This window comes from Dietzia maris (assembly GCF_014144855.1).
In the GTDB taxonomy this organism is placed as follows: domain Bacteria; phylum Actinomycetota; class Actinomycetes; order Mycobacteriales; family Mycobacteriaceae; genus Dietzia; species Dietzia kunjamensis.
Window position 1 is genome coordinate 21218 of record NZ_JAALDN010000154.1, and the last position, 13442, is coordinate 34659.

General features: G+C 68.5%; 15 protein-coding genes. 5 read left to right on the forward strand and 10 right to left on the reverse strand.

Annotated features, from left to right (window positions below; all coding sequences use genetic code 11):
- Window positions 1-52: 52 nt before the first annotated feature.
- Window positions 53-820 carry a thioesterase family protein gene (locus G6024_RS05725; protein WP_159148257.1) on the forward strand — a complete coding sequence of 256 codons (768 nt, stop codon included), beginning with the start codon at window positions 53-55 and terminating at the stop codon, window positions 818-820.
- On the opposite strand, the gene G6024_RS16575 is transcribed toward G6024_RS05725, so the two are convergent.
- The 3 genes from G6024_RS16575 to G6024_RS05740 all read right to left on the reverse strand — a co-directional run bounded on the left by G6024_RS16575 (window position 804) and on the right by G6024_RS05740 (window position 3674).
- Window positions 804-1283, reverse strand: a complete 480-nt coding sequence (locus tag G6024_RS16575) for a GNAT family N-acetyltransferase (RefSeq protein ID WP_235027776.1) — start codon at window positions 1281-1283, stop codon at window positions 804-806. The genes G6024_RS05725 and G6024_RS16575 overlap by 17 nt on opposite strands.
- 550 nt (window positions 1284-1833) lie before the next feature.
- Window positions 1834-2187, reverse strand: coding sequence for a cupin domain-containing protein (locus G6024_RS05735; protein WP_067717414.1), 354 nt, complete (start codon window positions 2185-2187; stop codon window positions 1834-1836).
- A 56-nt stretch (window positions 2188-2243) separates the two neighbouring features.
- Window positions 2244-3674 (reverse strand): L-lactate permease, encoded by a 1431-nt coding sequence (locus tag G6024_RS05740; protein ID WP_159148259.1) that lies wholly within the window; start codon window positions 3672-3674, stop codon window positions 2244-2246.
- 155 nt (window positions 3675-3829) lie between these two features.
- Between G6024_RS05740 and G6024_RS05745 the strand changes: the two genes are divergently transcribed.
- Complete coding sequence (locus G6024_RS05745; protein WP_159148260.1) at window positions 3830-4573, forward strand: MBL fold metallo-hydrolase; 744 nt, start codon at window positions 3830-3832, stop codon at window positions 4571-4573.
- A 48-nt stretch (window positions 4574-4621) separates the two neighbouring features.
- Here G6024_RS05745 and G6024_RS05750 read toward each other — a convergent pair whose 3' ends face one another.
- Entirely contained in the window at window positions 4622-5119 is a 498-nt protein-coding gene (locus tag G6024_RS05750) for a hypothetical protein (RefSeq protein WP_119191660.1), read from the reverse strand.
- A 191-nt stretch (window positions 5120-5310) separates the two neighbouring features.
- Between G6024_RS05750 and G6024_RS05755 the strand changes: the two genes are divergently transcribed.
- The gene (locus G6024_RS05755) at window positions 5311-5799 is read left to right on the forward strand and encodes a pyridoxamine 5'-phosphate oxidase family protein (protein WP_119191661.1); all 489 of its coding nucleotides are present in this window, start codon (window positions 5311-5313) and stop codon (window positions 5797-5799) included.
- A gap of 26 nt (window positions 5800-5825) precedes the next feature.
- Here the strand turns inward: G6024_RS05755 and G6024_RS05760 are convergent, their stop codons facing one another.
- Window positions 5826-6329 carry a DUF309 domain-containing protein gene (locus tag G6024_RS05760; RefSeq protein ID WP_159148261.1) on the reverse strand — a complete coding sequence of 168 codons (504 nt, stop codon included), beginning with the start codon at window positions 6327-6329 and terminating at the stop codon, window positions 5826-5828.
- 107 nt (window positions 6330-6436) lie between these two features.
- Between G6024_RS05760 and G6024_RS05765 the strand changes: the two genes are divergently transcribed.
- Together G6024_RS05765 and G6024_RS05770 are read left to right on the forward strand one after the other, a co-directional pair.
- Complete coding sequence (locus G6024_RS05765; RefSeq protein WP_119191663.1) at window positions 6437-7219, forward strand: alpha/beta fold hydrolase; 783 nt, start codon at window positions 6437-6439, stop codon at window positions 7217-7219.
- A 299-nt stretch (window positions 7220-7518) separates the two neighbouring features.
- The gene (locus G6024_RS05770) at window positions 7519-7953 is read left to right on the forward strand and encodes an SRPBCC family protein (protein WP_159148262.1); all 435 of its coding nucleotides are present in this window, start codon (window positions 7519-7521) and stop codon (window positions 7951-7953) included.
- A 140-nt stretch (window positions 7954-8093) separates the two neighbouring features.
- On the opposite strand, the gene G6024_RS05775 is transcribed toward G6024_RS05770, so the two are convergent.
- From G6024_RS05775 to G6024_RS05795, 5 genes are all read right to left on the reverse strand, one after another.
- Entirely contained in the window at window positions 8094-8603 is a 510-nt protein-coding gene (locus tag G6024_RS05775; RefSeq protein ID WP_159148263.1) for a hypothetical protein, read from the reverse strand.
- Window positions 8604-8792: 189 nt separating this feature from the next.
- Entirely contained in the window at window positions 8793-10253 is a 1461-nt protein-coding gene (locus tag G6024_RS05780; RefSeq protein ID WP_159148264.1) for a hypothetical protein, read from the reverse strand.
- A gap of 40 nt (window positions 10254-10293) precedes the next feature.
- The gene (locus G6024_RS05785) at window positions 10294-10644 is read right to left on the reverse strand and encodes a helix-turn-helix domain-containing protein (protein ID WP_159148265.1); all 351 of its coding nucleotides are present in this window, start codon (window positions 10642-10644) and stop codon (window positions 10294-10296) included.
- Window positions 10641-11753 (reverse strand): tyrosine-type recombinase/integrase, encoded by a 1113-nt coding sequence (locus tag G6024_RS05790; protein ID WP_017837749.1) that lies wholly within the window; start codon window positions 11751-11753, stop codon window positions 10641-10643. Before G6024_RS05790 ends, G6024_RS05785 begins: the two co-directional genes overlap by 4 nt.
- A 696-nt stretch (window positions 11754-12449) precedes the next feature.
- Window positions 12450-13442: amidase (locus tag G6024_RS05795; RefSeq protein WP_159148266.1), on the reverse strand; the 993-nt coding region annotated here is incomplete at its 5' end.

Genomic DNA, 13442 nt, shown 5'->3' on the forward strand with positions numbered 1-13442 from the left:
GTCGGTGTGTACGCTTTTTAGTTAATCACCACTCACCGACTGGAGGACGGAGATGGCGTACTTCGATCGCCTCGGGCCGGACAGATTCCGCCCGACCGAGCACGTGAGCGGAGCGTGGGACGAGTCGACCCAGCACATCGGACCCGCACTCGGTCTGCTCGTCCACGCCGTCGAGCTCGACCTGGCCGCTCGTCGCGACAATTCCATGGTGGTGTCCCGCCTGTCCTACGAACTGCTCGGTGTGGTGCCGATGGACATCATGGACATCCGGGTGGAGGTCGTCCGACCGGGGCGCACCATCGAGTTGGTCGAGGCCACCTGTGGGCACGGCGAGCGCACCGGCATCCGACTGCGGGCGTGGCTGCAGCAGCCCCGCGATACCGAGGCGATCGCGGGCGCCGGATTCGCCCCGATCCCGCCGCCGGAGCGGATGGAGCCGTGGGACCCCACCACGATCTGGCGCGGGGGGTACCTCGCCTCGGTCGAGGTCCGGCGGATCAGCGACGGCCCCGGCCGGTCGCGGTACTGGGTCCGTACCGGCGTCCCACTCCTGACCGGCGAGGATGTCAGCGCACTGGCGCGGATGGCCGCTCTGTTCGATATCGCCAACGGGATGGCGGTCCGGGCCGATCCGACGTCGGTGCACTATCCGAACATCGACCTCACCGCGCACCTCACCCGCCCGCCGGCAGGCGAGTGGTTGGGGTTCGACACACGCGTGACCTTCGGGCCCGGCGGGCTGGGGCTGACGTCGAGCGTGATCCACGATGAGGCCGGACCGTTGGGGACCGTCGCCCAGTCGCTCACAGTCCGACCGTGAGCTGTCGGAGATAGCACCGCATGCCGGAGCCGGTGTCGGGGTCGCGGTCGGAGAACCCGTGCCGTTCGTAGAACCGACGGGCACCGGCGTCGTTGGTGTCCACGTTGATGAGTATCTCCTCGCTGCCGCGGGACCGCACCTCGTCGACGGCGCGGGCCAGCAGCGCGGTCCCCACCCCGTTCCCGCGGAGGTCATGACGGACGTAGAGTTCCTCGAGCTGTGCCAGCGGACCGTCCCACAGGGGGGTGGGGCGCAGGGTGAGGAACGCGAACCCGATGTCCGCCGTGTTCTCGCCGCCGATATCCGAGCCGACTCGAGCGAGGACCGCCAGGACGTCGTCCCGGCGCAGCAGGTACTCGAATCGGGCGGCGGCGGTGGGGCCGTCCGGGGTCTGTGCGCCGAATTCGGTGTTGAAGTCGAACAGCAGGCGCCCCAGTGACTCCGCGTCCGCGGGCGTGGCCATGCGGATCTCCGCCGGTTCGGCAGGACGCGCCGGGGCCTGCGCAGTGTCCTCTACAGATGGTGCGGCCGTGTCGAGTAACTGGCGCAGGCGGTCGAGATCCTCGGCCACGGCGGCGGCGTCCTTCTCGAACTCGTGGTCGTCGCCGTCGGTCCCGCGCAGGGTGAACACCACCTCGCTCCCGTGCGGGTGGGGGAGGACCCGCAGCGGGTTGAGGGTGACCGTCCCGTCGGGGAGTGTGACCTCGTGGTCCAGGACACCGAACGCGTTGGTGGGCGCGAACCGGACGCGGACCTCGCCCATGGGGGAGTTGACGACGAGAATGTCGCCGTCGGATCGCACCTCACCCGCCGCGAGTCCGGCCGCCCACGACGGCAGGTGGGCGGGGTCGGCGGCGAGGGCGTAGACCTCGTCGGGGGAGCGGCGGATGACCACGCCCAGGTGCCGGGTGCGCATGGGACGAGTATCCGCCGCGTCCGCCGTCCGCGCCAGGGTGCAGCAGAGGCAAAGTGGTCAGACTGTGGCGCGGGTGGTCGGGATGTGGCGCGGGTGGTCAGGGAGTGGCGGGTTCGTCGTAGCTGCCCTGGCCGGCGATGCTGGTGACCGTCGTCAGGAGGAAGACGGAATCGGCGAGCGCGGTGACGGCGTGGCGGTGGTGGGTGAGTGTGTGCAGTTCGCCAGCGGCGATGTCGGTGTCCCCCTCGCCCGTGACGCGGACGGCGCCCTGGAGGAGGTAGAGGCTCGCGGCCGGGGGAGAGTTGTGCTCCTCGAGTTCGGTGCCCTCCGTCAGGGCGAGCAGGGACTGCCGGAGCGGCCCCTCGCGAACGAGGATCTCGGCGTGGCGTCCGTGTGCGGACTCCTTCGCGCGGGCGAGGATGCGGTCGGCGGTCTCGGTCACATGGTTCATGGTGGAACTCACTGCCTCTCGGTGTGAACTGCCTCTTGGGTCGCGTGGTCCGCACCCTACGCCAAGACGGCGACCGCCGCGCAGAGCATGATCGTGGCGGCCACGACGGCGGTGGCCAGCGTCCGGGTGGCGGCGCCGGGGAGCCGGGTGTGTCCGGCCATGACCACGCCGACGGCCAGGGCGACGCGCGGGGGCGAGACGATGATGGCGAACGACCCGCCGACGTTCTGGCCGGCGAGAGTGACGAGGCTGTCGGCTCCCAGCCCGGTCGCGGCGCCGGAGGTGGCGGAGGAGAACATGGCCGCCGCGCCGGTGTTGGTGCCGGTGAGGTAGCCGCCCAGCGCCCCGATGGCCGGGATGCCGGCCAGTGACGCAGGTCCGAACCCGGACGCGAGATCGGCGAGGTGGGCGGCCATCCCGGCGGCGGCCATGACGACGCCGATGGACATGAACACGATGGCGTTGCCCGCTACGGGGACCCACGTCGCCAGCGCCGTCCGGACCAGGTTTGTCACGGGCGGGCCCGGTGTGGTGTAGACGCGGAGCGCGACGAGGGCCGCGACGTTCACCCAGAGGGCGGGGGAGGTGAGCCATCCCGTCCCGGCCGGGGCGCCGGCGAGGGCGAGCACGGCGCTGGCGCCGAGGATCCCCGCGAGCAGGACCGCGAACGGGATGAGTGCGCGCCCGAGCTCGGCGGTGACCGCGGGGAGAACGCCGTGCCGGGCGCGCCCGACCCCCAGGAGGAGGGCGATCACGGCGGTCGAGGCGAGGATGCCCGACGGGGGGACGCCGACCGCCGCGTTGGCCGCGACGAGGGCGGCCCACTGGGTCACGACGACGGCGGCGCCGAGAACCACGTGGTGCGCGGAGGGCCGGGTGGAGACGACGACGAGGACGGTCGTCATGCTCACGAGGAGGACCGGCAGGGTCAGGAGAGCCGACCAGTATCCGAGTTCCGCGACGTCCTGACCGCCGAGCTCCGCGGCCACGAGGGTGCCGGGGCCGAGGGAGCCCCACGGGACCAGGACCAACCCGAGCAACCCCGTGACGACGGCCTTCACCGGCGACAGTCCCATCCGGACGAGAAGCGGGGCGGTGATCACCACGCCGAGTCCGAAGCCGGTGACCGACTCCATGAACGGGGTCAACCCGAAGACCAGCAGCAGGATCGCGGGCACCCGGTCGTCGCCGGAGCCGACTCGTTCGAGCCATCCGGCGATGTGATCCCTGCTCCCGGTCGCCGACAGGGCGGTGGCCAACAGGACGCCGCCGAGGAGGATGAGAGCGACCTCGAGGACCGTCGGCCCGAGTTGCGCCAGTGAGGCGAGGACCTCGTCGTCGTCGGGCCGGAAAACGGTGATCGCACCGACGAGCGCGGCCACCAGGCCGGCGCTTCCCGCCAGGAGAGAGGGGGAGCGGAGCGCCAACAGGGCCAGGACCACCACGACCGGCGCGACGGCGGCGCCGGTCTGCACGAGAGCGCTCACTGCACCCAACCTACCCAGGCGGCCCGGGGCCAGCGGTTGCGAGAGCGCCGGACGGCGAGCAGCCTCGTCACACAACTGCGGGCGCAACCGCGGGCGTGTGAGACGTCGACGCGATCCGCGGCCGACCGCCCGAGACACCGACGGAGAGGAGCACCGTGGACGCCACCGAAGTCGCCGACCGGGTCCACCGCCTGGCGCATGCCCACGTCAACTGTTATCTCGTGGAGGACGAGGACGGGGTGACCCTCGTCGACGCCGGCCTGCCGAGCATGTGGGACCTCATGACCGAGACACTCCGTCGGCTGGGCCGTGGTCCCGCCGACGTGCGGGCTCTCGTACTCACCCACGGGCACTTCGACCACGTCGGCTTCGCACGGCGCGCCCGGGTCGAGCTGGAGGTGCCGGTGCTGGTGCACCCCGCTGACGGACACCTGGCCGCGCACCCCTACAGCTACACACCCCAGCGCAACCGCTTCCTGTACCCGTTCACCCATCCCCGGTCGCTTCCCGTGCTCGGAAGGATGGCCATGGCCGGCGCTCTCACGATCAAGGGGGTCGAGGACACCGAGGAGCTACCGGTGGGTCCCGCTCTCGACGTCCCGGGTCGTCCCGTGGCGATGTTCGCCCCCGGGCACACCGGAGGACACTGCATCCTGCACCTACCCGACCGGGACACGGTCCTCAGCGGGGACGCCCTGGTCACCCTGGACCCGTACACCGGCGCCACGGGACCGCAGATCGTCGCCTCGGCGGCCACGGCCGACACCGCCCGCGCGATGGAGTCTCTCGGCCCGGTCGCCGCCACCGGGGCCTCGACCGTCCTGCCCGGCCACGGGGACCCCTGGACCCACGGAGTCGACGCCGCGGTCGGACACGCCCGCGCCGTCGGCGAACACTGAACCGCGCTGCGGGCCGCGGACCAGGGGATAAGCGCGCAGCCGCTGTCGCTAGTGGCTACGAAGTCCGCGATAGGAGGTGAGGGTGGGCCTGATGGCGCGGTCGGCGAGTGCCCCGGTGACCGCCGCGAACACCGCCTTGTGGCCGACGTCGACGGCGAGCTCACCGCGGGGCCAGGCTGCCGGCGGCGCGCCCACTCCGGTGGCGTTCTCGACGGTCTGGTCGACACTGAGGCGGACCGCGGTGTGCCAGGCGCTCGCGGACACGCCCCGGATGCCGGTGGCAGCCCAGACGCCCCGTAGTGCGCCGAGCGACGCCGCGGTGCCGAAGTGCATCAGGTGGTTCCACACCATGGGCTTGTCGCCGTCGTCGGGGGACCGTCCGAGCACGGTGAGCAGGGCGCGGGCAGGCACATAGGAGTCCGGTCGGCGGGTGACCAGCTGCTCAGCCTTCTCGGTGACGATCATTGCCGCGCCGCCCGCGAGCCCGGCGGCGGCACCCTTGCCTGCGGCGCGGAGCAGTTCGGCTCGTCTGTTCCCTGACGTCACGACTTCCTCCTCGGGGCGGTGGGTCTGCGGGGTGGTGGCACCACCGTAGACCCGAGGAGGGGACGCGTCCATCGAAGCGCCCCGGCGAGGTGCGGCCCGAACGCGCCGGGAGTTCCGCGGCGGACGAAGGCCCGGGATCCGAGGCGTACGTTGGACGGGGACGGAGGCCCCGACGAGGAAAGGTCCGAGACATGTCAGACGACGCCAGAACACCTGAACGCATCGTCGCCGACCTGATCGAGAAGTCCCCGATCTGCATGATCACCACCGTCGGGGCAGACGGTCGGCTGATGGCGCGGCCCATGACCCGCCAGAACTCCGACTTCGACGGATCGATTCGGTTGCTCGCACCCCGTCACGGCGACCTCCCGTCGGAGATCGAGACGAACCCGCAGGTCAACGTCTCAGTTCAGTCCTCGGACGGGTTCGTCTCCGTCGCCGGACGGGCGGTCGTGGACGACGACCGTGACGCGGTGGCCGAGCACTGGAATGCCGCCGTCGGGGCGTGGTTCCCCGAGGGGCCGGAGTCCGCCACCTCGGTACTGATCCGTGCCGACTCCGCCGAGTACTGGGACTCCAGCGGCTCGCGGATCGCGCACATCGCCTCCTTCGTCCGCGCAGCGGTGTCCCGTGATGAGGGAACTCCCGACATGGGAACCAGCGGCACCGTCGAACTCTGAGTCCCGACGGTTCGGAGAGGCGGAGGTCAGGGGAGAGCTGACGGGACGCGAAGCCGCGGCTTCAGCTGATCCGGAGAGGGTTCGTCGCCCCGCTCGACGGTGGCGATGAGTGCGTCAGCGTGGGAAACCAATCCGGTCGCATGGATCCCGTGAGGCGCGGGGCCGCTGTCGTGGCCGATACGTTCGGCGGCACGGGCGAGCAGCGACAATGCCCCCCTGGTGTTGCCGCGCTGGATATGGGTGATGCCGACTGCCAGCTGGGCCAGGCCCTGCCAGAGCATGCGCTCGTCGTCGGGACTGGCCTTCCAGGCGCCCTCGAGAACTTCGTGGGCATTGAACGCGAGGCCGCGGTCCAGCAGTTCCTGTGCCCATTCCAGCGATCGGGCGGGGGGCAGATCGAGATCCTCGGGGATACGCTCGACGCCGACGCTGCCGATCGGCAACGGCCGACCGAGTTCATCGCGTGGGCGCGAATTGCGCGCGCGGCCGTCTTCGTCGCGATCGCGGTCCATGCCGGGTGGGGTGCGCATGGCGCCATCGTCCCATCTGGTGACGGCGGTCGGCCACCTCGGACACGGGCCCCGATCGTGACACGTCGCGCGCGCCCTTTCCTCCGCGCGCTTCGTAGGCTTGTCCCATGACGTTGCATCATGTTCGACGCGGGCAAGGTAGCCCTCTACTTCTCGTGCACGGACTCGGCGCGGGGTGGCGATCGTGGGAACCCATCATCGACGATCTGGCAGCGCGTCGCGAGGTCATCGCGGTCGACCTGCCGGGTTTCGGCGAGTCCCCACCGCTGGAGGGTGAGGTGTCCATAGCGGCGCTGGCTGACGCCGTCGCCCGGTTCATCGAGGAGTCGGGTCTGGACGGGGTGTCCACGGCCGGACAGTCGATGGGTGGGCGGATCGTTCTCGAGCTGGCCCGGCGCGGCGTCGGTGGCGACACCGTGGCGCTGGACCCCGGCGGATTCTGGAGTGATCGCGAGCTGGCGATCTTCAGCGCCACCCTGCGGCCGTCGATCGCCCTGGTCAGCGCTGTGCGCGGAGCGCTCCCGGGACTCCTGGGCAATCCGATGAGTCGGACCGTCTTGCTGGCGCAGTTGTCGGCGCGGCCATGGGCGCTGTCGGCACAGACCGTGCTGCCTGACGTGGCCGGGCTGGCGGACGCACCGGCGACGGGCCCGGCGATGGACGCGCTCACGAAGGGCCCCCCGCAGCAGGGTGCCCCCGCGGGCACGGTCCCGGGACGGGTCACCATCGGGTGGGGGCGTCGCGATCTGGTGACACTCCCGGCCCAGGCCCGGCGAGCCGCCCGCGCGTTCCCCGACGCGACACTGCACTGGTTCGATAGGTGCGGTCACTTCCCGCAATGGGACGCGCCCCGGGAAGCGGCTCGGCTCATCCTGGACCGGACCAGCTGACCCGGCGCATACCGCCGTCGTGGCGTCATGACCACCATGGGCGGTTGCGCCCGCACGATGCTCTGCCACCATGGGCTGATGATCCGTCACACCCGCGACCGGGGGAGACCGCCATCAACGTGGTGGAGTAGCCCACCGCGTGGCGAGGGCGGAGAAGCCCGGGAGCCGGACAGCCGGGCCGGACGATGAAACACCTCGCGTCCGCCACTGCACTGAGTTCGGCTGCATTGAGTTCGGCTGCACTGAGTTCCGCTGCGCTGAGTTCGGTGCTGAGAATGCGAAGTACGTTCCGCCGAGGGATGTGGACGACCGAACTGCGGATGCACGTGGATGCGGAGACGGTGTGGTCAGTCATCACCGATGTGCAGACCTGGCCGCGATGGGGGCCCACCGTCTCGGGGGCGCGGATCGACGGTGACTCCGGCTTGAGGGCCGGTACGCGAGGGACTGTCAGGACCGCGGTGGGGCTGTCCCTGCCCTTCGAGATCACCGAGTTCGTGGAGGGGCGGCTCTGGGCGTGGAAGGTGGCAGGAGTGAGCGCTACCCGGCACGAGGTGATCGAGGTACCGGGTGGTTGTGTCCTCAGCTTCGGTGCTCCGGTCTGGGCGGCGGGATATCTGCCGGTGCTGGCGATCGCACTGCCGCGCATCGAACGGATCTCAGTCGAACGAGCGCACCTTGAGGGGTCGGCGTCGGAGGGGGCGTGGATCGCGGACCAGGACGGTGGCATGTGACCATCGCGCCGATGGGGATGGGACAGCGAGATTCTTGATGGGAAAGTGCGTTATCCGATTCTTCGGAGATCATGGGCTGCGGAACCCGTCGTCCCGGAGCGCCCGTCGCTGCTCGCGGAGTATCTGTTGGCGTTGTGTAGCTAGTTGCCGTGGCCGTTGAGGTTATTGAGGATTTCTTCAGTGGCCGCGCCCGGTGGTATGGCGACCATCATTTGATCGCCTCGCAGTTCGCCTTGCACTCGGACAGCGGAGACAATCTCATCGCCGACCTTCATGACGAGTCGAGTTTGGTCTCCAGCCTGGGAAGCCTCGTTCGTCAATTTGCGAGCCACAGTTGCTCCGTCATTGTCGAGTGTCACGTTGATCATGTCGAACTCTCCAGAAGACGGTGCACTGCTGGCGGAGTCGACGCCTATGCGCTCAAACGCCGCGGGGGCGACGAGGATGTGTTCGTCATTGAGAGGGATGCACTGTGGGTCTGACCCGGGGGCGCATGTCTGGGAGATAGCTAGTTCTAATGTGCCCGAAGCCGCGGTCGCCGCCTCGTTCGCGGCCGGTGGTGCAGATGTTGGTTGCTCCCCGTCCGTGCCTTCGGGTGAACAGGCGGTTAGCGCCGCTAGGAGCGTGATGACGAGGGCGTGCTTTTTCATGAGGCGAGTCCGGGCATCTTCCTGCTGGTGGGGCACTGCTTACGGAGGCTGATCCTTCTTGGGCACCCTACTGATGTGCAGGGTCGGGAGGGGCCATTCACGGCGTTCACGATCGTTGCTGTTCGTGAGTCGAACTGTGCTGTCGCAGCCCTCGATGATCAGGGCTGTTGGTGCTTCAGGGCGATGTAGTCAGCCATAGGCGCTCCGGAGCGTGCTGCGTGCTGGGCGATGATGCCGGGGCTGTAGCCGAGGAGGTCGATCAGGCTGCGGGCGTCGAGTTCTTGACTCAGGTCGCGAAGAGTGGCGTTGCGGGCCCGAAGAGCGTCGATTCCGAGAACTTTGAGGCGTTTGGAAAGTGTCCCTGGATGGAGGTGTTGACCTGCGGTTCGACCGGGGAAAAGCCACGGTGTATCGGCGTTGGGTGTTCTGGTTTCCGGGGTTGGAGAGCTGGTTCCAGAACAGTTCGGTGAGGGCTTCGGGGACTTGCGCGGCGTGGGTGCCGAGTGTGATGCGCATTCCTTCGGGAGCGGCGATGAGGCGGTCTCGGCGCAGCATGACGATCTTGTTCAAGGGGTGGGCCCAGAGCAGGAGGATGAGTCCGGCGACGCGGGTGGCCGGGATGACGTTGCGGTGCTCGAGGCAGTTCCGAACGAGCTGGATACGCTCGGTCTGGGTGATCATGGGCGTGGTCTGGGCCTTACGAAACGGCACATCAAGTGTCCCTTTGGGGTGCCCTTGCTGGTTATTGAGCCATCGGGCGAAGTTGCGGATGTGTTTGCGCGTACTGGGGCCGTCGCTGAGGTAGTCGTCGATGTGGTGCTGGCGCATCTCGCCTGCCGGTACGTGATGATGTTTGTGCAGCCAGATCAGGAATTTCCCGGCCTGGGTGATCTCCTGCTTCGCGGCGTGGATGACGGTCTCGAGGTTGGTGCCGGGGTCTGTGGCTTTGGCGCGGATGCGGTTGAGGTGCTGCCAAGTTGCGTAGCGTTCAATGAGCTGGCTGGTGCCGTCGTCGGGAAGGTCGGCGATTCTGGTGGCAAGCCATTGTTCGAAACGCACGAGAGTCTCGTTGCCGCGTTCGGGGATCATGCGGTGGTGGGTGAGCAGGGCACGCAGGTGATCGACGGCTCTGGAGTCAGGAAGCTGGTCAAAGGCGTCGTGGGTCAGTGGAAGTTCGCGTTCACCGATCGCCTCCAGGAGGGCTCTGGCCTTGCTTCCGCGCATGTAGGTGTAGATGCTCTCTGGCCGTTCGCTGCTGGTGAGCAGGCCGATGAGGCGGTGGAGCCGGAGGTCGTCGCCGGGTTTGAGAACCGCGTCGAGGTCGTCGTGCAGGGCGCAACGGATGCAAAGGCCGGCGCGAAACCGTTCGGCTTCGCGGTGGCAGCGGGTGCAGGTCAGGGCGGTGGTGATGCGGGCGCAGTCACGGCATATGGGCTGATTGTCGGGGGAGCGGCCGGGGAGCATGCGGTGCTCGGCGCAGTCTGGGCAGGTGCCGTAAGTGTGGGTGGCTTCGGTGAAGCAGCGTCCGCAGATAGCTCCGTCGGGCCAGTGGAGGCGAATCTTGGCGACCTGCTGGTGGCAGCGGTCGCATCGGTGGTCCCCGGTCGAGCGGGGGCGGCCACGTTTGTGCTGTTCGGCGAGGCCGGTCACGGTGGGTGGCCGTGCGGATCCGTTGCCGCCGGTGGCGGGCCTACCGGTGTGGGCCATCGTCGTCGAGGATGCGGGCGCGGACGGGCCGGAAATCGCGCAGGTCGGCGATGTCGTCGCCGGATGCGGCCTGTTGTTGGCGGCGGGTTCGGGCGTCGGCGGCGGTGTAGGTGATCAGGTCGTTGGGTGTGACATCGAGGGCGTCGCAGAGAGCGACGAGCACCTTGAAGGAAATGCGCTCGGGTTCCTGGGCGACGATGCGCCAGACGGCGTTGGGCGTCAGGGTGATGCCGCGTTCGTGCAGGAGCTCGGCGAGGTCTTTGGCGGTGTGCACGCCGCGACGTGCCATGATCTCGGGGACCCGCCAGGTGTAGCTGATGTCGCGTTTACTCATGAGTTCTTCTCCGATGCGGGTAGCCCGAGCGCTGCACTGATGGTGCGCTCGTGTGCTCGTTCCAGGGCCAGGCGTTGGTAGTCGGGGGAGGGCAGCGAGTAGATGGACGTCGTCGCGGCGTGTTCGTGGCCGAGCTGGAGCTGGACGAAGGTGACATCGAAGTTGTCGCCGGTGATCAGCTGGGTCGCATACGAGCGGCGGAAGGAATGCAGGTCGAGTCCGGGAGGGAAACCGAGTTCGTCGACGAAGGACCTCAGCCGGCCGATCAGGTGCGAGGCACCGACCAGGGCGCCGCTACTGGTGGGGAAGCAGTCGGTGACAGGGTGCCCGTACCGCGGTAGCCCGTGGCGGATCCACTGGTCGATCATCTCGGCCGACCATGGCCACACGGTCAGCACGGAGCGCACCTTCTTCGCAGAGCCGCGGTGCGGCTTTCCCCAGCGCACGCGTAGGACGCCATGGTCGCCGAGATAGGGGGCCCGGCTGTTGCGGGAGAAGTCCACCACCTGGAGATGGCGCAGCTCATTGGATCGCAGTCCCCAGCTGTAAGCGGTCTTGAACGCGATGGCATCGCGCCACGCTGCAACGGCTCCTTTGCGGCCGGAGTCCAGGATTCGCTCGACCTCGAGGTCGGCCAGATCGAACAGGGCCTGCAACTCGTGCTGGGTGAATGGGCGCTTGGCCGGGCGTGCCTCGGTGGGCTCGGAGTGAGTGACGCGGTTGAGTTCAGTCACGACCTGGGCGAAGACTCGACCGAACTGGGTCGCGCTGAGATCGGACCAGTCGTAGCGCGGATCGCAAGCAAAATCGCAGAACAGCTTGATCGCGCCTTGGTAGGAGCGCACAGTCCCGTGCGAGAGGTTCCGCACCGCACGGGCGTGAGAGAAGAAATCGTCGGCGTCAGCCAGAGTCCATTCCCACGGATAATGCCCCGAGAAGTCCACGAGATTCAAAACCGCTTTGCGGCGGGTGCCGATCGTGGCCGCCGCGAAGTCCTTTGCCCGCTGCTGGCGGGCCCACCCGTCCAGGACGCTTTCCAGGAAGACGTCCGGGTCCGGGGCCTGGTCACCGAAAACAGCGAACGTTACGTTGTCGTCGTCGTGGGTCATGGTGACCCTCCTCAAAGCCCCGAACGTGATTGCGAGTTTCGCACACAGATTGCTTTAACCGCAATGGGCGACAAGGAAACGCCAGCTCAGGGGTGCTCTGTGCCCGCTCGAAACAGACCTCGCCCATGGCGAGCACGTCGCCGCGGCCTGCCGCACCAACGCAAGCGATATGCAGGTCGGGGCTAATTCCGGGAAAGGGTCAGATGCTTACCCGAGCCTTCACTATGTGCGGAGAGCGCAGATAGGGTCCTTTCGACTTTACATAATGTAGATTATCGGCACTTCGGGAGTGGGTGGTCCGGTGAGAACCTTCCGGAGTTCGCCACCATCCGCCGTGCGCACTGCTACGAATGGTCACTGAGGCGACACCGTGTCGCTCGGTAGAGAAAGGTGCGACATCATGCGCGGATCAGTCGAGAACGCTTTCATGCTCATCCACAACCCTCTGGTGGATCTCTACCAGTGGCTCCTCAGTGTCCTCCCGTCGGACATGGCCTGAGTTCCCCGGCGGCGATCCGTCGCCGCCGTTCGTTGCGAGGCCCCGGGTCGTGGATATGGTCGGTTTACCGCCCGAAGGCACCCCGGGGTCTCGCGGCATCTATCCGCTGCCGCCTCCGTGGGGTCCGCCTAGTCGGCCCCGATTCGACACAGTGACGTTTCGCGGGTGGGTGTCCCCGACGCAGTGTGTCCGCTGGGTCATCCGCCCAGAGCCGCCGGCTGCCTGTCAGTCCACGGCAGCGCCTGTTCGAGCTGGCCGGCCAGACGCAGCAGCATCGACTCGCCCCCGAGTCCGGCGGTGAAGTGCACCCCCATGGGGACGCCCTCGGGTGTCCAGTGCAGCGGAAGCGACAGCGCCGGCCGACCGGTCAGGTTGGCCAGCTGGGTGTACGGCACCCAGCTCAGGTTGGCGTCGATGAGCGACTCCACGAATCCCGAGTGTCGCAACAGCGGAGCTGTGCGCGTCGCGAGCAAAGCGGTCGCCGCGCGACGCGCGAGCGGCGGGGTGTCCAGCGTGCCGATGTGGGGCGGGAGATCTGCGAGCGTCGGCGTCATGAGCAAGTCGTAGCCCTCGAAGAAGCTGGTGAGTTCGCCGACGTACTGATCCCGCCGCATCACGGCATCGAGATAGTCCACGCTGCTCTGCGCCCGGCCGAGTGCCGCCACGATCCGCGTGTCCGTCTCGAAGTCCCGGTCGGCGCACCCCGTCCGGCGCTTGGTGTCCTCGACCGACCACGCGAGGTAGGCGAACCAGCTGGTGAGGAAATCGCGGGCCAGAGCCAGGTCGTCCACGGGTTGTGACTCGAGGATGTCGACGTGGTGGCCGAGATCCTCGAGCGCTCTGGCAGCGGTCTCCACAGCGGCGAGAGCCTGAGGGTGGGGTGAGGAATTGATCGAGGACGCGGTGCACACGCCGATCCGCAGACGTCCGGGGTCCGCCCCCACCTGGGACCGGAACGACTCCGACGGGGTGGCCGGGACGTACGGCCCGCCCGGCTCCCCTCCCATCAGGACGTCCAGCATCGCAGCCGAGTCGCGAACCGACCGCGAGATGACGCCATTGGTGGCCGCGCCGTGCATCGCCTCGCCGCGCGCGGGCCCCATCGGGACCAGTCCGCGGCCGGGTTTGAGGCCGACGAGCCCGCAGCACGCGGCCGGGATGCGGATCGAACCGCCGCCGTCGCTCGCCCC

Bases quoted from the DNA above. Each gene is read 5' to 3' on its own strand.
- G6024_RS05725 (WP_159148257.1), top strand. From the start codon at position 53: ATGGCGTACTTCGATCGCCTCGGGCCGGACAGATTCCGCCCGACCGAG.
- G6024_RS16575 (WP_235027776.1), bottom strand. From the start codon at position 1,283: ATGGCCACGCCCGCGGACGCGGAGTCACTGGGGCGCCTGCTGTTCGAC.
- G6024_RS05735 (WP_067717414.1), bottom strand. From the start codon at position 2,187: ATGAACCATGTGACCGAGACCGCCGACCGCATCCTCGCCCGCGCGAAG.
- G6024_RS05755 (WP_119191661.1), top strand. From the start codon at position 5,311: ATGTCAGACGACGCCAGAACACCTGAACGCATCGTCGCCGACCTGATC.
- G6024_RS05760 (WP_159148261.1), bottom strand. From the start codon at position 6,329: ATGCGCACCCCACCCGGCATGGACCGCGATCGCGACGAAGACGGCCGC.
- G6024_RS05765 (WP_119191663.1), top strand. From the start codon at position 6,437: ATGACGTTGCATCATGTTCGACGCGGGCAAGGTAGCCCTCTACTTCTC.
- G6024_RS05770 (WP_159148262.1), top strand. From the start codon at position 7,519: ATGTGGACGACCGAACTGCGGATGCACGTGGATGCGGAGACGGTGTGG.
- G6024_RS05775 (WP_159148263.1), bottom strand. From the start codon at position 8,603: ATGAAAAAGCACGCCCTCGTCATCACGCTCCTAGCGGCGCTAACCGCC.
- G6024_RS05785 (WP_159148265.1), bottom strand. From the start codon at position 10,644: ATGAGTAAACGCGACATCAGCTACACCTGGCGGGTCCCCGAGATCATG.
- G6024_RS05790 (WP_017837749.1), bottom strand. From the start codon at position 11,753: ATGACCCACGACGACGACAACGTAACGTTCGCTGTTTTCGGTGACCAG.